Below are 20,974 nucleotides of genomic sequence, written 5' to 3'. Positions count from 1 at the left end.
TTCTCCTGTCGCTGCCTATCAGCGATCGGGTTTAGTCGCCCGTGGTTGTTAGCAAGGTGTATCAGCTCCACTCAGTCAGGTATTCCCCATCCCTGAACTCAATGGTAGCTGTGCGCAGGGCGCTTCGGCGCGCCGGTATTGCTGAACTCCCCGGTCGACTAACCTGCGTACAGCCGCCACCCCTTCGTTTAGTCGCGAGGTGGTTGCGGCTACACTCAAGGAGTTTAGCGAATGTTCAAAGTTACCCCCAGCCCACCTGAAATCCCAAACGTTTCGCCCTACGAAGCCTTCGATTCAAAAAAGCTCCACGCCGCCGCGTGCCGGGCCCTTGATTACTACCTGATCCCACCATTGGGAAAGCCGCCGTCCAGCGACGAGCGTTCGCCCCAGTTCTTCACCGTCGCCCAAGACATCAACCCCGAAGCCTTGATGGCCCACACCTACGAAACCTTCTGCTCGGCCAGCACCCTGACATTGGACCTGTCCGACGATCTGGAAGGCAAACAGCGCAACCTCGCCCTGGCGATCTACAGCCTGATGGAGTTGGGGTTGTTGCTGGTCGAGAAAATGATGGATCGCGAGGGTGCGGTGAAGGTGTAGGCAGAAGGTAATAAGGTGCCGGACACAAAACCCTGTGGCGAGGGAGCAAGCACCCTCGCCACAGGGTATCCGCCAAGCCGAAGACTCGCGTTCCAGAAACCAAAACGGCGCCCAAAGGCGCCGTTGTCATATCCAGCCATCGCTTAGCGCAGCAACCCCGCCTTCACCAAATACTGATTGCGTACCGGTGTTGCGTATTGCTTGACCATAAACGGACGGTGCTCGACCGGACAGGCGTCCAGGCGTTGTTGCCATTCTTCCTGGGCCTTGGCCAGTTCCTCGGCCGGGAACAGGTCGGCGGCGGCCGGCACCTGCAATTGCGGGTCGGCGTCGTTCCACTGTGCGTACGCCAGGTAGTGCACCGGGAACAATCGGTAGCCACCCAGAATCTGCCGGTCCATTTCGATCGCCAGTTGCTTGGTGTCTTCGAACAGTTCGGTGATCGGTGCGGCGAAATTCACGTGCACGCGGCCCTTGTAGCCAGTAATCCCTTTGGCGATGCTTGCATCGTCCTCGCCCGGCACCTTGCTGTAAGTGCCGGTGGTGGCGCGGATGTACAGCTCGCGAGCCTTGGCCTGATCGCAGGGGTCGTATTCGTAGCTGATCGACACAGGGGTCAGGTTCAGCGACCGGATGACCTCGCCGAACGGCTCGTCCTTGCGGCTCATGTGGAACATCTTGAGGATCGCCGACTCGGTGCGGTCATCGCCGTCCTTGGCGCGACCTTCGGCCTGGGCGATCCAGATCGACTGGCAATCATTGCGGATCGAGTGGCTGATGTAGGCCGACAGCAGTTGATAGGCGGCCATTTTCTCGCGGCGGCCGCTGATGGAGCGGTGCACGATAAAGCTCTTGTTCAGGCGCATCAGGTCGCTGACAAACGGCTTTTGCAGCAGGTTGTCGCCAATGGCGATGCGCGGGGTCGGCAGGCCTGCGTGGTAAATGGCGTAGTTGACGAAGGCCGGGTCCATCACGATGTCCCGGTGGTTGGCCAGGAACAGGTAGGCGCTGCCGGACTTGAACTGTTCGACGCCGGAGTAGGTCACGCCGTCAGTGGCGCGCTCGATCGTGTGGTCGACGTAAAACTCGACTTTGTCCTGCAGCGTGGCCACCGAAGTGATACCGGCGAACTCACGCCGCAGTCGATGAGCTATAAGTGGTTTGAGCATCCAGCCAAGGGCGCCGGCAAAGCGCGGGAAGCGGAAGTGGGTGAGGATATCTAGAAACGCCTTGTCGCCGAGCAGCCGTGCCAGCACTGCCGGGACTTCGCTGTCGTCGTAAGGTCGGATGGCATCGAATTCGCCCATCATGCTCTCTTGTTGGAAACGGCTAGGGTAAGTAAAAGGTCTGGATCAAAAAGTAGCCGGGCACGGTCTGAAAAGTAAGCTCAAACAAAAATAGCCCCTGCAAATAGACCGGCGATTATACGCACAAGTCACTCGGGAGACCGCGATGCTCGAAACTGCCCACTACGACTGCCCTTACTGCGGTGAAACGGTCGAGGCCGTACTCGACCTTTCCGGCGGCGATCAGCAGTACATTGAGGATTGTCCGGTGTGCTGCCGGCCGATTGTGTTCACGCTGCAAACCGATGGTCAGGAATGGATGCTCGACGTTCACACTGAAAACGAGTGAAGGGGGGCTGCATGCAGCGAATCTATGAACCGGAAAACCTGATGGAGGGCGAGTTGCTGCAGGGCATGCTCGCCAGCGAAGGCGTGGAAGCGCATCTGGTGGGTGGCGATCTGCTGGGTGGGGCCGGTGAGTTGCCGGTGCTCGGTCTGCTCGGTCTGGCGGTGGATAACGATCAAGCGCAATACGCACGGGAGCTGATCGCCGCGTACAATGCCGCGCTGCCGCTGCCGGGGGATGAACCGGAAAGCTTTCCTGGCGTTCTGGTCTGTTAGGCTGGTCTTTGTTTTGTTCTAGAGTCGTGTTGCCCCATGTGTGGACGTTATGCTCTGTTTCGCTGGAACCCCGCTTTCGCAGCCCTGCCAGGATTCCCCGCGGATCAGCAGGCGCAGTGGAATATTTCGCCCAACGACTCGGTACTGATCCTGCGCGCGACCGACGGTCAGCGTAACCTGGCCCGCGCTCGCTGGGGCCTGACACCGCCGTGGCTGACCGATATGTCGCGGACCCCGGCTCACGCCCGGGCGGAAACCCTGGCCGAGCAGCCGATGTTTCGCGAGGCTTTTCGCCAGCGCCGTTGCCTGTTGCCGGCCAATGGTTTTTACGAATGGCGCGGCACCACCCGCAAGCGTCCGTACTGGTTGACTCCGGGAGAGGGTTCGGCGCTGTTCTTCGCGGCGATCTGGGAGGCTTATCCGGTGCAGGAGCAGGTCTGGCTGAGTACCGCGGTGGTCACCCAGGCAGCTTCAAGCCAGCGTCGTCCGCTGATTCTCGATGCCGCCGGCCAGGAAGCCTGGCTGAACCCGGAAACGCCGCTACACAGCTTGCAGGCGTTGCTCGCCAGCGAGCCGGCAGCGTTGCGCGAGCGGGTGCTGGCCAATCTGGTGAATGATCCGAAGCTCAATGCACCGGAGTGTTTGACGCCGGGTTGAGTCAACTTGAGACTGCGGTGCATTCGAAAAAATCGCAGCCTGCGGCAGCTCCTACGGGATGTGTGTTCTACCAATGATATTGGAGAAGCTACCGCAGGACTGCGATCTTTTGGGGGTGCCTCGGGCCTTGCTGGCTGACATTGCAGATGGATCCGGGTGAGGTTTTTCCCGGATGAATCTGAAATTCAGCTGTTACACGTCCGTTGCATCTGGCGCCGATACCCATCACCACCTAGGATACGCGCCATGTCTTCAGGGAGCGCATTCATGAGTAAGTCATTGGTTTTGTGTGCACTGAGCGCGGCTTTGCTGCTCAGCGGTTGTCAGTCGGTCAACACCACCAGCGGCGGCGCAGTGGGTGTGGAGCGCAAGCAGTACATGTTCAGCATGCTGTCGACCGCTGAAGTCAACAAGATGTATGCGCAGTCCTACCAGCAGACGGTGGGAGAGGCGAGCAGTAAAGGTTTGCTGGACAAGACCAGTAACGATGCCAAACGGGTCCAGACAATCGCCGACCGACTGATTGCTCAGGCGCCGAATTTCCGTCCGGATGCGGCCCAGTGGCAATGGGAGGTCAACCTGATCAAGAGTGACGAGCTCAACGCCAGCTGCGGTCCTGGCGGCAAGATCTTTTTCTACAGCGGGTTGATCGACAGCCTGAAACTCACCGATGACGAAATCGCCGCGATCATGGGCCATGAGATTGCCCACGCATTGCGCGAGCATGGCCGTGAAGCGATGTCCAAGGCTTATGGCATCGAAATGGCCAAGCAGGGTGCCGGAGTCTTGCTCGGTCTGGGGCAGGACAGCCTGGCACTGGCGGACACCGTGGCCAATTACGGCATGACCTTGCCCAACAGCCGCGGCAATGAAAACGAAGCGGACCTGATCGGCCTCGAACTGGCCGCCCGCGCCGGCTACGACCCGAATGCGGCGATTACCCTGTGGACCAAGATGAGCAAGGCTTCGGAAGGTTCGCCGCCCGAGTTCATGAGCACCCACCCGTCATCCAGCAGCCGGATGACTTCGTTGAAGGCAGCGATTCCGAAGGTGATGCCGCTTTACCTGAAGGCCAAGAAGACCTGAATCCCTGTAGGAACTGGCGTAGCCTGCGATCTTTTGGCGTCATCAAAGGCACTGAAGATCAAAAGATCGCAGCCTGCGGCAGCTCCTTGCAGCATTAGGGCAAGCCCCCCCTCGCGACAATTACCCGCCAGACAGCAATGTCTTGTTCGTCAGCACCTACACCCACCCGCTCATCTGCATCGCTTTGTACACCGCGACAATGGCGAGGATGAGGAATGCCGTGGCCGCCAGGCGACGGATCAGGGTCAGGGGTAGCTTTTCCGCCGCGAAGTTGCCGGCCAACACCACGGGCACGTTGGCAATCAGCATGCCGAGGGTGGTGCCGATGATCACCAGCCACAGTTCCGGGTATTGCGCGGCGAGCATTACGGTGGCGACCTGGGTCTTGTCGCCCATCTCGGCGAGGAAGAAGGCGATCAGCGTGGTCAGGAATGGCCCGAATTTGCGTGCAGTGCTGGTTTCGTCGTCATCCATCTTGTCCGGCACCAGGGTCCACAGCGCCGTCGCGGCGAAGCTCGCGGCGAGGATCCAGTGCAGGGTGGCGTCCGAGAAGAAGCTGCCGAACCAGGCACCGACCGCGCCCGCTGCCGCATGGTTGGCCAGGGTTGCGGCAACGATCCCGGCAATGATCGGCCAGGGTTTGCGAAAGCGCGCAGCGAGAATCAGGGCAAGCAGTTGCGTCTTGTCGCCGATTTCGGCCAAGGCAACGATCGCGGTAGGAACGAGTAGAGAATCCAGCATCAGGTATTTCCTAAGGGGCGGGTCGACACGGCTATGACACGTACAGCCTTCCCGCCCCGGGTAAGGTGTTCGTGTCATAGGTCTTGTCAAACCCTGCGGTCCGTCTGTGCGGACTCTGGGTCGCATACGCCATGATCTGAGGACCAAGTATGTTGACGTATGCCGGACGAGCATGGCGCTCGTGGGAGACTACTCCCCTAGGACGGAGCGGATTCTGCCTAGGCAAATCCGATTGGGCAAGCCTCTTTTTACAAAAGCGTGTTACCCACGCTTGGCCCGGTAGATTCTGAATCCTTGCCCTTCAGCCTTGATCGCACAGACCCCAAGGTGCTCCTCGATCAAGGGTTGGTACTTGAGGAAGCTGTTGGCTACCAAGCGCAGTTCGCCACCGTTTTTCAGATGTTTGGCCGCTTTTCGCAGCAGGTTTTCCGTGGCGTGATAGTCGGTATGGACCCCGACATGGAACGGCGGGTTGCTCAAAATCGCACTCAAACCCATGGGGGCGGCGTCGATTCCGTCGCCGGTCAACACCTCGGCTTCCAGGCCGTTGGCAGCCAGGGTCAGGCGACTGCTGGCCGCCGCAAATGCATCGACGTCGAGCAGGGTCACGGTGTTATGCGGATAACGTCGTTTGACCGCCGCCCCCAACACCCCTGCGCCACAGCCGAAGTCCAGCAGGTGCCCGCTGGGCAGTTTGTCCAGGTGTTCGAGCAGCAGCGCGCTGCCACGATCCAGGCGCCCGTGACTGAATACGCCGGGCAGGCTGATAACCTTCAGCGGCCCTTCGGCCAGCGGCAGTTCGTACGCTTGCGCCAGGCTCTCCAGGGTCACCGCCTCCGGGGCATTGGCCACGGTGACTTGCCAGAGCTGGCAATGCCGCGCGCTGTCGAGTTTGCGCGGTTTGCCAAAGGGGTTCAGTTGTTTGGCCGCGCCTTCGATACCACTGCGCTTTTCACCCACCAGGTACAACTCGCGGCCGGCCAGGCGCGAGGCCAGGGCATTCAGCACGTAGTCGGTCAGGTCTTTGGATTTGGGCAGGAACAGCACCGCGGTTTCGAAGCCTTGATCCGGGGCATTCACGCCAAAATGGCTGCGCTCGGCAAAGCGTGCATCCAGCGCGGCCTGATCACCGGCGTGCCAGCACCAGCCGTGGGCGTTGGGCAATTTGCCCAGCAAGTCATCGGCGGGCAAACCGGCCAGCAGCAGTGAGCCCTGGAATAACTCAGCCTGACGAAGCAGTACTTCACTGCGCGGATCCATGGTCTGCTCCTTGAAAAAATGGCGCGCAGTTTATCAACTGACAACCCGCAGCGCTGTACCGTTAAAGAAGCCTTGGGCGTTTTCCGTCAGTTGACCAACGATCCGCTGCCGCGCCTCGCGACTGCCCCAGGCGTTGTGCGGAGTGACAATCAGCCGCGGGATGTCGTTGGCGAGCAATGGATTGCCGGCCGTCGGCGGCTCGACGCTCAGTACGTCGGTGGCCGCGCCGCCGAGGTGGCCGTTGCGCAGGGCATCGGCCAGCGCCTGTTCGTCGATCAAGCCACCGCGCGCGGTGTTGACCACAAAGGCGCCAGGCTTCATCAGCGCCAGTTCGCGGGTGCCGATGAAGTTGCGGGTGTGTTCGTTGAGCGGGCAGTGCAGGGTCAGCGCATCGATTTGCGGCAGCAGTTCATTCAGCGGCAAGCGATCGGCACGGGCAGGGCGCCCCGGCAATTGGCCGAGCAATACACGCATGCCGAAGGCTTCGGCCAGTCGCGCTACCGCGCTGCCCAGTTCACCATGTCCGAGCAGGCCGAGGGTCTTGCCTTCCAGCTCGACAATCGGGAAATCCAGCAGGCAAAACTGCTTGGCCTGCTGCCAGCGACCCTCGCCGACCGCTTTCTGATAGTCGCTCAGGCGCGTGGCCAGGGCCAGTAGCAGCATGAGGGTGTGTTGGGCCACCGATGGCGTGCCGTAACCCTGGCAGTTGCTCACCGTGATGCCGTGGGCGCGGGCGGCATCGAGGTCGACGTTGTTGATGCCGGTGGCGGCGATCAGGATCAGCTTCAGTTCGGGGCAGGCCGCCAGGGTCTGGGCATTGAGCATGACCTTGTTACTGATGGCAACGCTGGCGCCTTGCAGGCGTTCGACGACCTGATCCGGGGTGGTCTGTGAGCACAGCTGCAAGTCGCTGAAGCTGTTGCGCAGCGCACTGAGGTCGAGGTCACCCAAATCCAGGGAGGTGTGGTCAAGGAACACGGCGCGGCGATTGTTACTCATCAACTGTACCTTTTGTGGGATTGCCTGAAGGCGTAATGTGGCGAGCCTAACAGATGAAACAATTCGTTACTCCATACCCAAAAAGGAGCCCCCATGTACTGGACAGAGTTCTTGACCGTCGCCCTTATTCACCTGCTCGCCGTTGCCAGCCCGGGCCCGGACTTTGCCGTGGTGGTTCGCGAAAGCGTGACCCACGGTCGCCGCGCGGGCACCTGGACGGCTTTGGGTGTCGGCACGGCGATCTTCCTGCACGTGGGTTACTCGCTGCTGGGGATCGGCTTGATCGTGTCGCAGTCGATCGTCCTGTTCAACGCCTTGAAATGGCTGGCGGCTGCCTATCTGTTGTACATCGGCTTCAAGGCGTTGCGCGCACAGCCGGCGAAACCTGCGACTGACGACCTGCACAAGGAAGCCGGCGAGCGCACGGCCCGTGGCGCCTTTACTTCGGGCTTCGTGACCAATGGCCTGAACCCCAAGGCGACCTTGTTCTTCCTGTCGTTGTTCACCGTGGTGATCAATCCGCATACACCGCTGGCCATCCAGGCGGGCTATGGGGTGTACCTGGCCGTGGCGACCGGATTCTGGTTCTGCCTGGTGGCCATGCTGTTCAGCCAGCAACGGGTACGTGCCGGTTTCGCCCGCATGGGTCACTGGTTCGACCGGACCATGGGCGCGGTGCTGATTGCCATTGGCGTGAAGCTGGCGTTCACCGAGATGCATTGAATGCGCTACCGGAAATAAGTGCTGGCGCAAAGCCGGCATTTGTACAGCCTGCAAATCATTCCTTTGGCTGATTTAGCGGTCATCAAGGGGCTCTAAAGTGAAGATCTTTACAGCCAAGACCGTGCAGTCAGAAAAGGGATGCTTATGTTGCAGACTCGCGTTATCCCGCCAGCCGAAGGCGCCTATCAATACCCGCTGTTGATCAAACGGCTGCTGATGTCCGGCAGCCGTTACGAGAAGACCCGCGAGATCGTCTACCGCGATCAACTGCGCTATAGCTACCCGACCCTCATCGAGCGTGTCGCGCGGCTGGCCAATGTCCTGACCGCAGCCGGGGTCAAGGCGGGTGACACCGTGGCGGTGATGGACTGGGACAGTCATCGCTACCTGGAGTGCATGTTTGCCATCCCGATGATCGGCGCAGTCATTCACACGATCAACGTGCGCCTGTCACCCGAGCAGATTCTCTTCACCATGAACCACGCCGAGGACCGCTTCGTGCTGGTCAACAGTGAGTTCACGGGCCTTTACCAGGCGATTGCCGGGCAGCTGACCACGGTCGAGAAGACCCTGCTGCTGACTGATGGGGCCCAAAAAACCGCCGACCTACCGAATCTGATCGGCGAGTATGAGCAATTGCTGGCCGCCGCCAGCCCGCAGTACACCTTCGAAGATTTTGACGAGAATTCGGTCGCGACCACGTTCTACACCACCGGCACCACGGGTAACCCGAAAGGGGTGTATTTCACCCATCGGCAACTGGTCCTGCACACCATGGGTGTGTCGACGATCATGGGCAGCATCGACAGCGTGCGGCTGCTGGGCACCAGCGATGTGTACATGCCGATCACCCCGATGTTCCACGTGCACGCCTGGGGCTTGCCGTATGTGGCGACCATGCTCGGGCTCAAGCAGGTTTATCCCGGCCGTTACGATCCGGAGTACCTGGTGGAGTTGTGGCGCAAGGAAAAGGTCACGTTCTCTCACTGCGTGCCAACCATCCTGCAGATGCTGCTCAATTCCAAGGCGGCTCAGGGCACCGACTTCGGCGGCTGGAAAATAGTCATCGGCGGCAGCGCCCTCAACCGTGCGCTGTACGAAGCGTCCAAGGCCAAGGGCATACAGCTGACTGCCGCTTACGGCATGTCGGAGACCGGCCCGCTGGTGTCCTGCGCTCACCTCAATGACGAGCTGATGGCCGGTACTGAAGACGAACGCACCACTTATCGAATCAAGGCCGGAGTGCCGGGGCCGCTGGTGGAAGCGGCGATTGTCGACACCGAGGGCAACTTCCTGCCGGCCGATGGCGAGACCCAGGGCGAACTGGTGCTGCGTGCGCCGTGGCTGACCGAGGGTTATTTGCGCGAACCGCAGAAGGGCGCCGAACTCTGGGCCGGCGGCTGGTTGCACACCGGTGATGTGGCCACCCTGGACAGCATGGGGGTGATCGATATTCGCGACCGGATCAAGGATGTGATCAAGACCGGTGGCGAATGGGTGTCGTCCCTGGCGCTGGAAGACCTCATCAGCCGCCATCCGGCGGTACGCGAAGTAGCAGTGGTCGGCATTCCGGATCCGCAATGGGGCGAGCGCCCGTTTGCCCTGCTGGTGGTGCGCGAGGGGCACTCCATCGAGGCCAAAGAGCTCAAGGAACACCTCAAGCCATTCGTTGAACAAGGGCACCTGAGCAAGTGGGCGATCCCCAGCCAGATAGCGCTTGTTACTGAAATTCCCAAGACCAGTGTCGGCAAGCTCGACAAGAAGCGCATCCGCGTCGACATCGCCGAATGGCAGACCAACAACAGCACCTTCCTTTCGACGCTTTAAGCGTCAGTTGCCGTGCCCGAAAGGGCACGGCACGCCCACCAAGCAAGCGCTTGGCTTGTCAAATCGAATTTTTCAGCCATTCTTCCCCGTCCGGCATCTGCCGGATTGGCGAAAGGACTGTTCCAGAGTGGTTGGGGGCTGCAAATCACACTTTAGAGGGATCAAGCAGTACTACCTGCTGGATATAGTCCGCTCAAGGATTTTTAAGAACGGGGCAAACGCACAAAACACCGCGATGCAACTCTGACTGGCTTCGGGACAACCTGGCTCCCTGTCACTCAGAGCGTTTTTAGAAGTGCTCACTGCCATAACAATAAAGCACATGGAGTAGCGTCGATGACATCAGTAAACCAGTTCTGGCGCCGGGCGAAATTGCCCCTGGCGGTCAGTCTCGCCTCTACGCTCGCCGGGCCAGCATTCGGCGTCAGTTTCAACATCGGTGAAATCGAAGGTCAGTTCGACTCGTCCCTGTCGGTCGGCGCCAGCTGGTCTACTCAGAGCCCCAACAAGAACCTGATCGGTGTCAACAACGGCGGCCACGGCCTGTCCCAGACCTCCGATGATGGTCACCTGAACTTCAAAAGCGGCGAAACGTTTTCGAAGATCTTCAAGGGCATTCACGATCTTGAATTGAAATACGGCGATACCGGGGTCTTCGTCCGGGGCAAATACTGGTACGACTTCGAACTCAAAGACGAACATCGTCTATTCAAGGACATCAGCGACGAAAATCGCAAAGAGGGCGCCAAGTCCGCTGGCGGGCAGATCCTCGATGCGTTCGTCTACCACAACTACTCGATTGGCGATGAGCCGGGTTCGGTACGTCTGGGCAAGCAGGTCGTCAGCTGGGGTGAAAGTACCTTCATCGGCGGCGGCATCAACTCGATCAACCCGATCGACGTCTCCGCGTTCCGGCGTCCGGGCGCCGAGGTCAAGGAAGGGCTGATCCCGGTCAACATGTTCTACGTCTCGCAAAGCCTGACCGAGAACCTGTCGGCTGAAGCTTTCTACCAGCTCGAGTGGGACCAGACCGTCGTCGATAACTGCGGCACCTTTTTCTCGCAGCCGGACATCATCGCCGATGGCTGCGACGACAACCTGCGTGTCCTGAGCAAGCGTTCCACACTGCCTCCGGCTGCCGTGGCCGCAGCGGCCGGCTTAGGCGTCAATGTCAACGAGGAAGGTGTGCTGGTTCGTCGCGGTGGGGACCGCGATGCACGCGACAGCGGCCAGTGGGGCGTGTCGTTCAAGTACAACTACGAGCCGCTGGACACTGAGTTCGGCGCCTATTTCATGAACTACCACAGCCGTGCGCCGATCTTCAGTGCCACGGGGGCACCGCAGTCTATTTATAACCTCGCCGCGAGCTTGCCAGCCGCATTCAGACCCTTGGCCCCATTGCTGGTGGCCGGTAGCTCCGAATACTTCGTCGAATATCCGGAAGACATTCGCCTCTACGGCCTGAGCTTCTCCACCACCCTGCCTACCGGTACCGCGTGGCAAGGCGAGATCAGCTACCGTCCGAACGCGCCGGTGCAGCTGAACACCACCGACATCCTGTTCTCCGGCGTGGTTCCGTTGGGCGGCAGCCTGACAAACGCTTCGTTGCTCCAGGGGGTACCAGGAGAGGACCTGCACGGCTATCGCCGCAAGGAAGTCACCCAGATCCAGACGACCTTCACGCACTTCTTCGATCAGGTTATGGGCGCCAGCCGTCTGACCCTGGTGGGCGAAGTAGGCATGACCTATGTCGGCGGTCTGGAAAGCAGCTCCAAGCTGCGTTACGGCCGTGATCCGGTCTACGGTCCGGGCGAATTGCCGGCAACCGGCGGCGTCGACACCTGCGCCAACATCCTCAACGCCAGCACCATCAACGGTGCCGGGCCTGGTGCCGCGCAAAACAATCGCAGCCGCAATTGCACCGACGAAGGCTTCACTACGGCGGCCTCGTGGGGTTATCGCGGTCGTGCCATCTGGGATTACAACGACGTATTTGCCGGTGTGAACCTCAAGCCGAACGTGGTCTGGTCCCATGACGTCAGCGGCTACTCGCCTGGCCCTGGCGGCAACTTCGAAGAAGGCCGTAAAGCCGTGAGCCTGGGTGTCGATGCCGAATACCAGAACACCTACACCGCGAGCCTGGCTTACACCAACTTCTTTGACGGCAAGTACACCACCACAGATGACCGCGACTTCGTTGCGCTCAGCTTCGGCGTGAACTTCTAAGCACTGCATCTTCAGGACAAACAAGAATATGAAAATAACCAAGAGTCTGTTGCACGTTGGTGTCCTTGGGCTTTCGCTGTTGGCGACCAGCGTCATGGCCGCGGTACCCGCGGCTGAAGCGGACAAGCTGGGCAAAAGCCTGACGCCGATGGGCGCAGAAATGGCAGGCAATGCCGACGGCTCGATTCCGGCCTGGAAACCCATGGCCAAGAACGCCGGCAACGTCGACAGCAAAGGCTTCCTGTCTGACCCTTTTGCTGCCGAAAAACCGCTGTTCACCATCACCGGGCAGAACGTCGATCAGTACAAGGACAAGCTTGCTCCGGGCCAGTACGCGATGTTCAAGCGCTACCCGGAATCCTTCAAGATGCCGGTTTACCCGTCCCATCGCAGTGCCACCGTGCCGGACGCCGTGTTCGCCTCCATCAAGAAGAACGCCACCACGACCAATCTGGTGTCCGGCGGCAACGGCCTGGAAAACTTCGAGACCGCCATACCTTTCCCGATTCCAAAAACCGGCGTCGAGGTTATCTGGAACCACATCACCCGCTATCGCGGCGGCAGCGTGACCCGTCTGGTGACCCAGGCCACGCCACAGCCGAACGGCTCGTACAGCCTGGTGTACTTCCAGGATCAGTTCGTGTTCCGCGACAAGATGAAGGACTACGATCCGGCGAACCCGGGCAACATCCTGTTCTACTTCAAGCAGAAAGTGACCGCACCGGCACGTCTGGCCGGTGGTGTGCTGCTGGTGCACGAAACCCTCGACCAGGTGAAGGAACCGCGTTCGGCGTGGGTCTACAACGCCGGTCAGCGTCGGGTTCGCCGTGCGCCACAAGTGTCCTATGACGGTCCGGGTACTGCAGCCGATGGCCTGCGGACCTCCGACAACCTCGACATGTACAACGGTGCGCCAGATCGTTACGACTGGAAGCTTGAAGGCAAGAAAGAGATCTACATTGCTTCCGACAGCTACAAGCTCGATTCGCCGCAGCTCAAGTACGCCGACATCATCAAGGCCGGCCACATCAACCAGGACCTGACTCGTTACGAATTGCGCCGGGTCTGGCATGTGGTTGCGACCTTGAAGGAAGGTCAGCGTCACATCTATGCCAAGCGTGACTTCTACATCGACGAAGACACCTGGCAAGCCGCGGTGATCGATCACTACGACGGTCGTGGTCAACTCTGGCGTGTGGCTGAAGCTCACTCCCAGAACTATTACAACGTTCAGGTGCCGTGGTACACCCTGGAAACCCTCTACGACCTGCAGTCCGGCCGTTACCTGGCACTGGGCATGAAGAACGAAGAGAAACAGGCATATGACTTCGGCTTCACCGCGACCACCAGTGATTTCACCCCTGCCGCACTGCGTCAGGAAGGTGTTCGCTAACAGGCAGTAAGACAGAGGCCGCAACCTCTGCACGCCCCGACTGGTTCGGGGCGTTTTCTTTTGGGCGCAAAAAACCACCAGCCGGCAAAACCGGACTGACAATTCTGGTCGCAGTCTTTTTCCATCAATTTGCAGCAATAACCTTCAACATCAGGCCTTTTACCGCTAGTCTGCGGACATCTGCAATGCCGACAACAGCAATTAACAAGAGTTGGCTATGACTGACCTGTCCCGTACACAAGGGCCTTCCGGCGTTGCTGTTCCAGCACTGGAAGGGCGCTTTTACCGTCCACCCTTGCCTGACGGCTATGTACTGCGGCCTCGCTTGTGCGAGCGTCTGAGTGCCGGCTTGAGCGGGCGTTTGCTGTTGGTCAGCGCTCCCGCCGGGTTTGGTAAAAGCTCGCTGGCGGTAGAGTTCTGCCAGGGCCTGCCGGCTCACTGGCGAAGTCTATGGCTGGGCCTGAGTCCCCGCGACAACGATCCCGGGCGCTTCCTCGAACGTCTGCTCGATGGTCTTCAACACTATTTCCCGCGTCTGGGCAGCCGGGCCCTCGGTCTGCTGAAAATGCGTCAGCGGCACCAGCCGTTCGCTTTCGAAGAATGGCTCGATGGGCTGCTCGATGAACTGGCCGACCACCTCGTGCCGAGCAATCCGTTGTTGCTGGTGCTGGATGACTATCACTTGGCCCAAGGCTCGGTGCTCGATCGCTGCCTGCAATTTTTCCTCAATCATCTGCCCGATGGCTTGCTGGTGCTGGTCACCAGCCGGCAGCGACCTGACTGGCACCTGGCGCGGCTGCGATTGTCCCGGCAGTTGCTCGAACTGAATGAGCAGGACCTGCGCCTGACCCATGACGAATCCCTGGCCTTGCTCGACCGGCACAGCAGCTCGTTGCGCGGTGAAGCCCTGGAAAGCCTGATCCAGCGCAGTGAAGGCTGGGTCGCCGGGTTGCGCTTCTGGCTGCTGGCGGCCTCTGAAGCAGGCAATGACGGTGCATTGCCCCAGGTGTTGCACGGCGGCGAAGGTTTGATTCGCGATTATCTGCTCGAAGAGGTCATCGATTGCCTGCCCGCCGAAGTGCAATCGTTCCTGTATGACACCGCGCCCCAGGAGCGTTTTTGCAGCGAGTTGTGCGACGCCGTGCGCGAAGCCCACGACAGCGCCGAAATTCTCCGTTACCTGCAGGCCCATCAGGTGTTCCTGGTGCCCCTGGATGACCAGGGCCATTGGTACCGTTATCACCACCTGTTTTCCGACCTGCTGCGGACCCGTCCCACGGCCAATGCGGTATTGCCGGCAGCCAGCCTGCACCTGCGGGCCTGTCGCTGGTTCAATGCCCAGGGCCTGCTCGACGAAGCGGTGGAGCAGGCGTTGCGTGCCGGGCATCTGGATGTCGCGGCGAATCTGGTGCAGAACCTTTCCGAAGAGCAACTGTTGGCGGAACAAAACGTCGGGATGCTGTTGCGCTGGAAAATGGACCTTCCCGACAGCCTGCTGATCAGCACGCCACGGTTGATTGTCCTCTACAGCTGGGCGTTGGGATTGGCCTGTCAGCTGGACGCGGCCGAGGAGCTGGCCAGCCATTTGAGTCGTTTCCTGCCGGCGCCTTCGGAGACCGCGCAGAAATCCATGCTGGCGCAATGGCTGGCACTGAGCGGAATCATCGCCCGTGGTCGCGGCAACCGCGAGTTGACCCGGCTTTATTGCACCGAAGCACTGGAAAGCCTGCCGCAAAAGCGTTACGGGCAGCGTTTGATGTGTCTTTCGACCCTCTCCAATCTGGCGATTGCCGACGCCGACCTGTGGCGTGCCCGTGGCTTGAACCGTGAGTCTCTGGAGTTGGCGCAACGGGTCGGCAACCCGCTGTTCGAAGCCTTGGCCCATTCCGATCGGGCCCGGGTGCTGCAAGCCCGTGGAGAAATCCTCCGCGCGCTCGATGAAGTGCGCCAGGGTTTGCAGCGCCTGCAGGGGTTGTCTGCCCTGCGGCTGTATGCGGTGCGTGCGCGTCTGACCCTGTATGAAGGTTATTTGCTCACGCTGCTTTGCCAGCCCGAAGCCGGTCTTGCCCGATTGCAGGTGGGCCTGATCGAAGCACGAGCCTGCCGGGATATCAGCGTGTTGATCGGTCATTGCGTGATCGCTACGCAGGAAGGGAACAGCGGCCACTTTGCCAGGGCTTTCGCCGAACTGGCCGAGGCCGAGCGTCTGATGCATATCTGGGACGTGCCGCCGATCTACTACCTGGCGATGATTACCCTGGTCAAATGCCAGCTGTGGCTGGCCCAGGGCCGTACCGATCTGGCCGAAGCCTGGCTGGCGCGGTTGGGGCAGACCTATAACGGTGAACAGGCGGCCGCGCCTCCGGAGTTCCATCCGCAACTGCCGCTGCACATCGAACTGCAACAGGCGTTACTCGAGGTGATCCAGGGGCAGCCGGCGGTGGCCGAGCAACGATTGAATAAACTGGTCGAGCACGGGCAGCAAACCGGCCGGCTGATGCTCAGCGTGATGGCGTTGAATCAGAAGGTCGCGTTGCTGCTCGGCAGCGGGCGCGAGCCTGAGGCCCGGCAAGCCCTGGCTCAGGCGTTTGAAGCGGCCTCGGGGGGCGCCCTGCAACCTTTCGAGTGGTTGCTGGCCGGGCATCCCGACTGGCTGCGGGAGCAACTGCCGCTTTGCCCGCAACCAGCGTTGCGTCAAAGCCTGCTCGAACGTTTACCGCTGGCCGTGACCCGCGAGCCGGTCGAACCGCAGCATCACACGGAAAACCTCAGTACCCGTGAACTGGCGGTGCTGCGATTGATTGCTCAAGGGTGCTCGAACCAGGAAATCAGCGACCGGCTGTTCATCTCCCTGCACACGGTTAAAACCCACGCCAGCCACATCAACAGCAAACTTGGCGTCGAACGCCGGACCCAGGCTGTGGCGCGGGCGAAAGAGTTGGGCTTGCTGGCGTAACGCGCAACGACTTTTTGAGTGAGGGAATGCACAGTCCGGTGTTGCAGGAAACCGAGTGCCAACTCAAGCAGCACGTTGCCGGTGAGCGCACGCCACGTCGTCAGCCGATATGAGGGAGCTCACTCATCGCATACCTCAGGGGCTACAGCAACTCCTCAAACCGCGTTGCGGCCTTGAGCACGAAGGGCATGCGCTGATGAATATCGGTCAGGTCGGCCATGGGGTTGTTGCCGAAGCCAATGGTGCTTCCGTTATTAATACGCATGTTCAAGGCCCACCCCGAGACTTGCCAAGGCCGATCGTGATGAGGTAGCGCTCCTCTGTGGGACGCTTATGGTCCCTGAAGCGATTAACCACCAGCATCACCTGGTACTGGTCGCCCGCTCGCCAATAGGCCGTGCCACCTTTGTTCACGTCGCGCAATCGGGCCCGCCATTGCGGCGTGTCGGCGAACGATGGAAAGTCCTGGACCCGGATTGGTGTCCAGCCCCCTTGGCGCCATTGCTCCTGCAAATCCAGCACGACCTTGAGCGTATCGTCGAGCAACAGCGGTTCGATCTGCGGGGACATACGGACACTATTGATCCGCTCATTACGGTAAATAACCGTGAAGAAGCGGGCCAGTGGGGTCACGAACCCGTATTGAGGGTCAGTGAAACGCAGACGAGCATCAGACTTGGGAATGTTGAACGAGACTTGCCCGGGAATGGCTGGACCAATGACCGCGCTGGAGCGCTGACGCATGGACTCGTAAGGCTCGCCAATCACCAACGCGATTTCCGGCTCACCCGATTGCACTTGAATCGCCGCCACCGTAAGGAGGGCAGCGACCGCCAGTGCAAATACCGCGCGTCGCCAGCCCACACGTTGCAGCAGGCTCATCGCCCGCCCCGGCCAGCGGCAATATCCAGAATCGCCCGTTCGATCTGGTGGCGATTGTCGTTTCGCAGCAGTTCGTCAAACTGCGCCGCGGCCTTGAGCACAAAGGCCATGCGCTGCTCGATGTCGGACAGGTCGGCCAGGGGGTTATTGCTGAAACCAATGGTGCGTCGATCATCGACAGGACGGCACTGACTGGCGAGCGTCAGTTCGATGGCTTGAGCGACGCCTGACGGGATGTCTGTGACGTAGGAGACGTGGTTGCCGCGCAGCAGAGCTACCAATTTCGAGTTGCTGTACATCACCGGTTGCAAGATGTTGACCTGTTCGTGCGTAGCAAGAAACTTAACACTTTCGGCGATGTTGCCTGCCTCCATGGCTTCAAAGGCTTGCAGGATTTCCTCGTGGTCAGTACCGAACTTCAGCGTCTCCTGCGCGACCGGCCACAGCACCGGGTGCTGGTCATGCCCATAAATGTTTTTGCGTGAAGGTAGGCAGGTTCCAAGCGCCTTCAACCCACGCTCTTTGTAAAAAACATGCAGCGGAAAAACATCCAGAAACAGCGTGGTATTGCCCATGGCCAGCATCTCATACACGAACTGGTATAGCCGCTGCGCATACGACAGCGATCCGTCATCGCGCCCGAAGTCGATGCTCGGCAGCGGGTTGTTGCGGCGGGCTTGCTCGTAGTCACGCTGCGTCTGCTCAAACTCCCGCAGTTTCGCCTGCCTGTCTCGCTCACTGCGGCTGAACAAGCCAAAGAACCCTTTCCTGGCGCTATTCTTCAGGCCCTGTCCCGCCTCATATTCGGCCTGAATCTTCTCGATCGAATCGGCGGCGTGCAGCAGGCCACAGCCGACCTGCTTGGAGGCGAAGGCCGCGAGGCCGGCCCACTGGAAGCGCTGATCGTGCAGCCATAACTGGGCGTAGGCGGCATTGATCGCGCGATTGCGCGCCTTGGGGTCGGCGATCAGGATGCCGCCCGGCGCCACGATGGCTTCGGCTCGTTGCTGGTATCCGCGCCAGAGGTTCTCGCAGACCCGTCCCGGCAGTTCCGCGAAGGTCGGCGTGGGACGGCTCGCTGCCGGCGCGAAACCGGAGGGGCGCGGCCCGGCTGGCGCGGGACTGGTTGCCGCCGCAGCGGCGGGTTGAGCGGCGGCTCTGGCCCGTGGCGCGACGTCGCCACCTTCGATCATCTGACACTTGAGGGTCTGGTTGGCAATCAGCCGCGGTGGCGGATCGCACTGGCAACGGCAGAGGTCGCCGTCGAGGGCGGCGTGGCGTCCATCCAGCCGTTCGACCAGGCGCGGGCCGTCGCAGACAATCACCCCGATGCTGTTGCATGCCGGGCAAACGACCTCATCGCCTTCGCGGGCCATGGCCAGGCCATGGATCGTGCTGCGCTCCCAGCCGGTGCGCACGGTGCCGTCGACGGTGGTTTTAGCTCCGACAGTGATGTTATAACGCCTCATGCGGTCTGTGTCCTTGTTTTATCTGCAGGGACAAACACGCTAGGTAAGGCGATGCGGGAGGTATGTCAGGCGTTTCTTTGTCTGGTGTAGGTCGATTCTGCAATCAGGCAGCTTCGCCGCTGAGGAAATTGTAACGGCCCCGGCATCGGCGATACCGGTGGGCTGTGCCAGAATAGGCGATCCATTTTTTCCAGGAACACCCATGGACGCTGCCAAACCCGCCCTTATCCGCGAAACCTTCCCCGTCGGCCCGTTGCAGTGCAACTGCACGATCATCGGCGATCCGATCACCAAAAAGGCCATCGTCGTCGATCCGGGTGGCGATCATGAGTTGATTCTGGCGCGGCTCGATGCCTTGGGCCTGAAGGTGGTGAGCATCATTCACACCCACGCCCATCTCGATCACTTCCTGGCGTCTGGCCAGATGAAGGAAAAAACCGGCGCCACGCTGCACTTGCATAAGGAGGATCAGTTCCTTTGGGACAACCTGGAAATGCAATGCCGCATGTTCGGCGTGCCCTATACGCCAGTGCCGTCTCCGGATCGCTGGTTGGCCGATGACGAAGAGTTGGCCTGCGGCTGTGGCGTGGCGTTGCACACACCCGGACACACACCAGGGTCTATGAGCTTCTGGTTTTCCGATGCCAAGCTGCTGATTGCCGGTGACACCCTGTTTCGTCGCGGGGTAGGGCGCACGGATTTGTGGGGCGGCGACCAGGCGACCATCGTGCGCTCGATCAAGCAACGTCTGTACACCCTCGATGAAGACGCAACCGTGATCACCGGGCATGGCCCCGACACCCGTCTGGGCGATGAAATGCGCGAAAACCCTTTTGTGCGGGCCTGATTGATTTGCCTGGAGAAACCGACGGAATTTTTGCTGCCTGTCGTGTTCCAACGCCAGTTAAGGTCTATTGCCAACATCCGCTGCACCACAGAATGCAAAAAAAGTAGGAGCTTTCCATGTTCACCTCGCGTCGTTTGATTATTGTCGCTACCGCCGTGGCTTTGCTGTCTGGCTGCGCTTCGCAGAACCCGTATGACAACCAGGGTCAGGCCGACAGCTCCACGGGCATGAGCAAGACCGCCAAGTACGGTGGGCTGGGTGCGTTGGCCGGTGCGCTGGCTGGTGCCGCCATCAGTCACGACAACCGTGGCAAGGGTGCGCTGATTGGCGCCGCAGTGGTCGGCGCCTCCGCCGCCGGTTATGGCTACTACGCCGACCAGCAGGAAAAGAAACTGCGTGAAAGCATGGCCAATACCGGCGTCGAAGTGCAGCGTCAGGGCGATCAGATCAAGCTGATCATGCCGGGCAACATCACGTTCGCCACCGATTCGGCGAATATCGCCCCAGGTTTCTATCAGCCGCTGAACAGCCTGGCGGGCTCCCTCAAGGAGTTCAACCAGAACCAGATCGAAATCGTTGGCTACACCGACAGCACCGGTAGCCGTCAGCACAACATGGACCTGTCCCAGCGTCGCGCCCAGAGCGTGGCGACTTACCTGACCTCCCAGGGCGTTAGCGGTGCGAACCTGTCTTCGCGCGGTGCCGGTCCGGATAATCCTGTCGCCAGCAACAGCGACGTCAATGGCCGCGCGCAGAACCGTCGGGTCGAGGTCAATCTCAAGCCGATTCCTGGCCAGCAATACCAGTAAGCCCGGCCCAGCCGCAGGCGTAAAAAAGCCCGGCCGATCAATGATCGGCCGGGCTTTTTAGTGTTTCTCGAAAAGTCTGGTTATTTTTTCAGGCCATAATGCTCATCGAGCATGCCGGGTGCATTCGGCGTTTTTGGCGCGTAATCTTTCGGCGGTTCCTGACTGCGTGGTGGGGTCAGGCGTTCCCGTGGAGCCTGCACGGAGTCGGCGTGCAGCGCGGCCAGCAGGCGTTGGCGAGTCAGTTCGTCGAGGGCCAGGCGATTGGCACCCTCGGCGAGATGGTCTTGCACATCCTGATAGCTTTGAGTGAGTTTCTGCACCAAAGACGCAGTGCTGTTGAAGTGGGTAACCACTTCATTCTGATAACTGTCAAAACGTTCCTGAATATCATCCAGCTGACGTTGCGTGCGGTTAGGCGCGGCATTCGGCAGCAGGCGGGCGATCAGGAATCCAATGGCGACACCAGCAACCAGGGCAAGAGTCGGCAACAGCCAAACTAAGAGCGAGTGTTCCACGAGTCCTTCCTCTATAAACGGCTTTGCTTTACGTTAACGGCTCGGACCTGCGCTGTATACCGCGATGAGATCGCAAT

Annotated in this window: 20 protein-coding genes and 1 riboswitch; of the genes, 12 read left to right on the top strand and 8 right to left on the bottom strand. The window is 60.3% G+C overall.

The window, feature by feature from the left end:
• Positions 1-231 precede the first annotated feature (231 nt).
• Positions 232-600 (top strand): DUF6124 family protein, encoded by a 369-nt coding sequence (locus AC3IUA_RS26430; RefSeq protein WP_489357772.1) that lies wholly within the window; start codon positions 232-234, stop codon positions 598-600.
• Between the two features lie 143 nt (positions 601-743).
• Here the strand turns inward: AC3IUA_RS26430 and AC3IUA_RS26425 are convergent, their stop codons facing one another.
• Positions 744-1,910: a 1-acyl-sn-glycerol-3-phosphate acyltransferase gene (locus tag AC3IUA_RS26425; RefSeq protein ID WP_489357771.1), complete on the bottom strand. Its 1,167-nt coding sequence runs from the start codon at positions 1,908-1,910 to the stop codon at positions 744-746.
• Positions 1,911-2,052: 142 nt separating this feature from the next.
• Between AC3IUA_RS26425 and AC3IUA_RS26420 the strand changes: the two genes are divergently transcribed.
• The 4 genes from AC3IUA_RS26420 (at position 2,053) to AC3IUA_RS26405 (ending at position 4,250) form a co-directional block, all read left to right on the top strand.
• Positions 2,053-2,235: a CPXCG motif-containing cysteine-rich protein gene (locus AC3IUA_RS26420; protein WP_489072338.1), complete on the top strand. Its 183-nt coding sequence runs from the start codon at positions 2,053-2,055 to the stop codon at positions 2,233-2,235.
• An 11-nt stretch (positions 2,236-2,246) separates the two neighbouring features.
• Complete coding sequence (locus tag AC3IUA_RS26415; protein WP_489357770.1) at positions 2,247-2,507, top strand: putative signal transducing protein; 261 nt, start codon at positions 2,247-2,249, stop codon at positions 2,505-2,507.
• Between the two features lie 36 nt (positions 2,508-2,543).
• A complete protein-coding gene (locus AC3IUA_RS26410; protein WP_489357769.1) occupies positions 2,544-3,164 on the top strand; it encodes an SOS response-associated peptidase in 621 nt (206 codons plus the stop codon).
• A 267-nt stretch (positions 3,165-3,431) separates the two neighbouring features.
• Positions 3,432-4,250 (top strand): M48 family metallopeptidase, encoded by an 819-nt coding sequence (locus AC3IUA_RS26405; protein WP_489357768.1) that lies wholly within the window; start codon positions 3,432-3,434, stop codon positions 4,248-4,250.
• Positions 4,251-4,406: 156 nt separating this feature from the next.
• Here the strand turns inward: AC3IUA_RS26405 and AC3IUA_RS26400 are convergent, their stop codons facing one another.
• The 3 genes from AC3IUA_RS26400 to AC3IUA_RS26390 form a co-directional block, all read right to left on the bottom strand.
• Complete coding sequence (locus AC3IUA_RS26400) at positions 4,407-4,991, bottom strand: TMEM165/GDT1 family protein (RefSeq protein ID WP_489357767.1); 585 nt, start codon at positions 4,989-4,991, stop codon at positions 4,407-4,409.
• 88 nt (positions 4,992-5,079) lie between these two features.
• A riboswitch (yybP-ykoY riboswitch) is annotated at positions 5,080-5,202 on the bottom strand.
• A 50-nt stretch (positions 5,203-5,252) separates the two neighbouring features.
• Positions 5,253-6,251: a methyltransferase gene (locus AC3IUA_RS26395; protein WP_489357766.1), complete on the bottom strand. Its 999-nt coding sequence runs from the start codon at positions 6,249-6,251 to the stop codon at positions 5,253-5,255.
• Positions 6,252-6,284: 33 nt separating this feature from the next.
• A complete protein-coding gene (locus tag AC3IUA_RS26390) occupies positions 6,285-7,250 on the bottom strand; it encodes a 2-hydroxyacid dehydrogenase (RefSeq protein WP_489357765.1) in 966 nt (321 codons plus the stop codon).
• Positions 7,251-7,343: 93 nt separating this feature from the next.
• Between AC3IUA_RS26390 and AC3IUA_RS26385 the strand changes: the two genes are divergently transcribed.
• The 5 genes from AC3IUA_RS26385 to AC3IUA_RS26365 all read left to right on the top strand — a co-directional run bounded on the left by AC3IUA_RS26385 (position 7,344) and on the right by AC3IUA_RS26365 (position 16,375).
• A complete protein-coding gene (locus AC3IUA_RS26385; protein ID WP_489357764.1) occupies positions 7,344-7,973 on the top strand; it encodes a LysE family translocator in 630 nt (209 codons plus the stop codon).
• A 144-nt stretch (positions 7,974-8,117) separates the two neighbouring features.
• Positions 8,118-9,800: a fatty acid--CoA ligase gene (locus tag AC3IUA_RS26380; RefSeq protein ID WP_489357763.1), complete on the top strand. Its 1,683-nt coding sequence runs from the start codon at positions 8,118-8,120 to the stop codon at positions 9,798-9,800.
• 336 nt (positions 9,801-10,136) lie between these two features.
• On the top strand, positions 10,137-12,026 hold the full coding sequence (locus AC3IUA_RS26375) for a DUF1302 domain-containing protein (RefSeq protein WP_489357762.1): 1,890 nt from the start codon (positions 10,137-10,139) through the stop codon (positions 12,024-12,026).
• A gap of 28 nt (positions 12,027-12,054) precedes the next feature.
• Entirely contained in the window at positions 12,055-13,419 is a 1,365-nt protein-coding gene (locus AC3IUA_RS26370) for a DUF1329 domain-containing protein (protein ID WP_489357761.1), read from the top strand.
• 217 nt (positions 13,420-13,636) lie between these two features.
• A complete protein-coding gene (locus AC3IUA_RS26365; RefSeq protein WP_489357760.1) occupies positions 13,637-16,375 on the top strand; it encodes a winged helix-turn-helix domain-containing protein in 2,739 nt (912 codons plus the stop codon).
• A 142-nt stretch (positions 16,376-16,517) separates the two neighbouring features.
• Here the strand turns inward: AC3IUA_RS26365 and AC3IUA_RS26360 are convergent, their stop codons facing one another.
• The 3 genes from AC3IUA_RS26360 to AC3IUA_RS26350 are packed head-to-tail and all read right to left on the bottom strand — an operon-like array spanning position 16,518 to position 18,726.
• Positions 16,518-16,640, bottom strand: coding sequence for a hypothetical protein (locus AC3IUA_RS26360; protein WP_489357759.1), 123 nt, complete (start codon positions 16,638-16,640; stop codon positions 16,518-16,520).
• Positions 16,641-16,642: 2 nt separating this feature from the next.
• Positions 16,643-17,257 (bottom strand): hypothetical protein, encoded by a 615-nt coding sequence (locus AC3IUA_RS26355; protein WP_489357758.1) that lies wholly within the window; start codon positions 17,255-17,257, stop codon positions 16,643-16,645.
• Entirely contained in the window at positions 17,254-18,726 is a 1,473-nt protein-coding gene (locus tag AC3IUA_RS26350) for a PAAR domain-containing protein (protein ID WP_489357757.1), read from the bottom strand. Before AC3IUA_RS26350 ends, AC3IUA_RS26355 begins: the two co-directional genes overlap by 4 nt.
• Before the next feature lie 202 nt (positions 18,727-18,928).
• Here AC3IUA_RS26350 and AC3IUA_RS26345 point away from each other — a divergent pair, with 202 nt between their 5' ends.
• Entirely contained in the window at positions 18,929-19,573 is a 645-nt protein-coding gene (locus AC3IUA_RS26345; protein ID WP_489357756.1) for an MBL fold metallo-hydrolase, read from the top strand.
• Between the two features lie 116 nt (positions 19,574-19,689).
• On the top strand, positions 19,690-20,382 hold the full coding sequence (locus tag AC3IUA_RS26340; protein WP_489357755.1) for a YiaD family glycine zipper/OmpA-like lipoprotein: 693 nt from the start codon (positions 19,690-19,692) through the stop codon (positions 20,380-20,382).
• 80 nt (positions 20,383-20,462) lie between these two features.
• On the opposite strand, the gene AC3IUA_RS26335 is transcribed toward AC3IUA_RS26340, so the two are convergent.
• Complete coding sequence (locus AC3IUA_RS26335) at positions 20,463-20,897, bottom strand: Z-ring associated ZapG family protein (RefSeq protein ID WP_150802107.1); 435 nt, start codon at positions 20,895-20,897, stop codon at positions 20,463-20,465.
• Between the last annotated feature and the right edge of the window lie 77 nt (positions 20,898-20,974).

Source organism: Pseudomonas sp. KH_050 (assembly GCF_057838875.1).
This window is presented reverse-complemented; position numbering and strand designations above follow the sequence as displayed.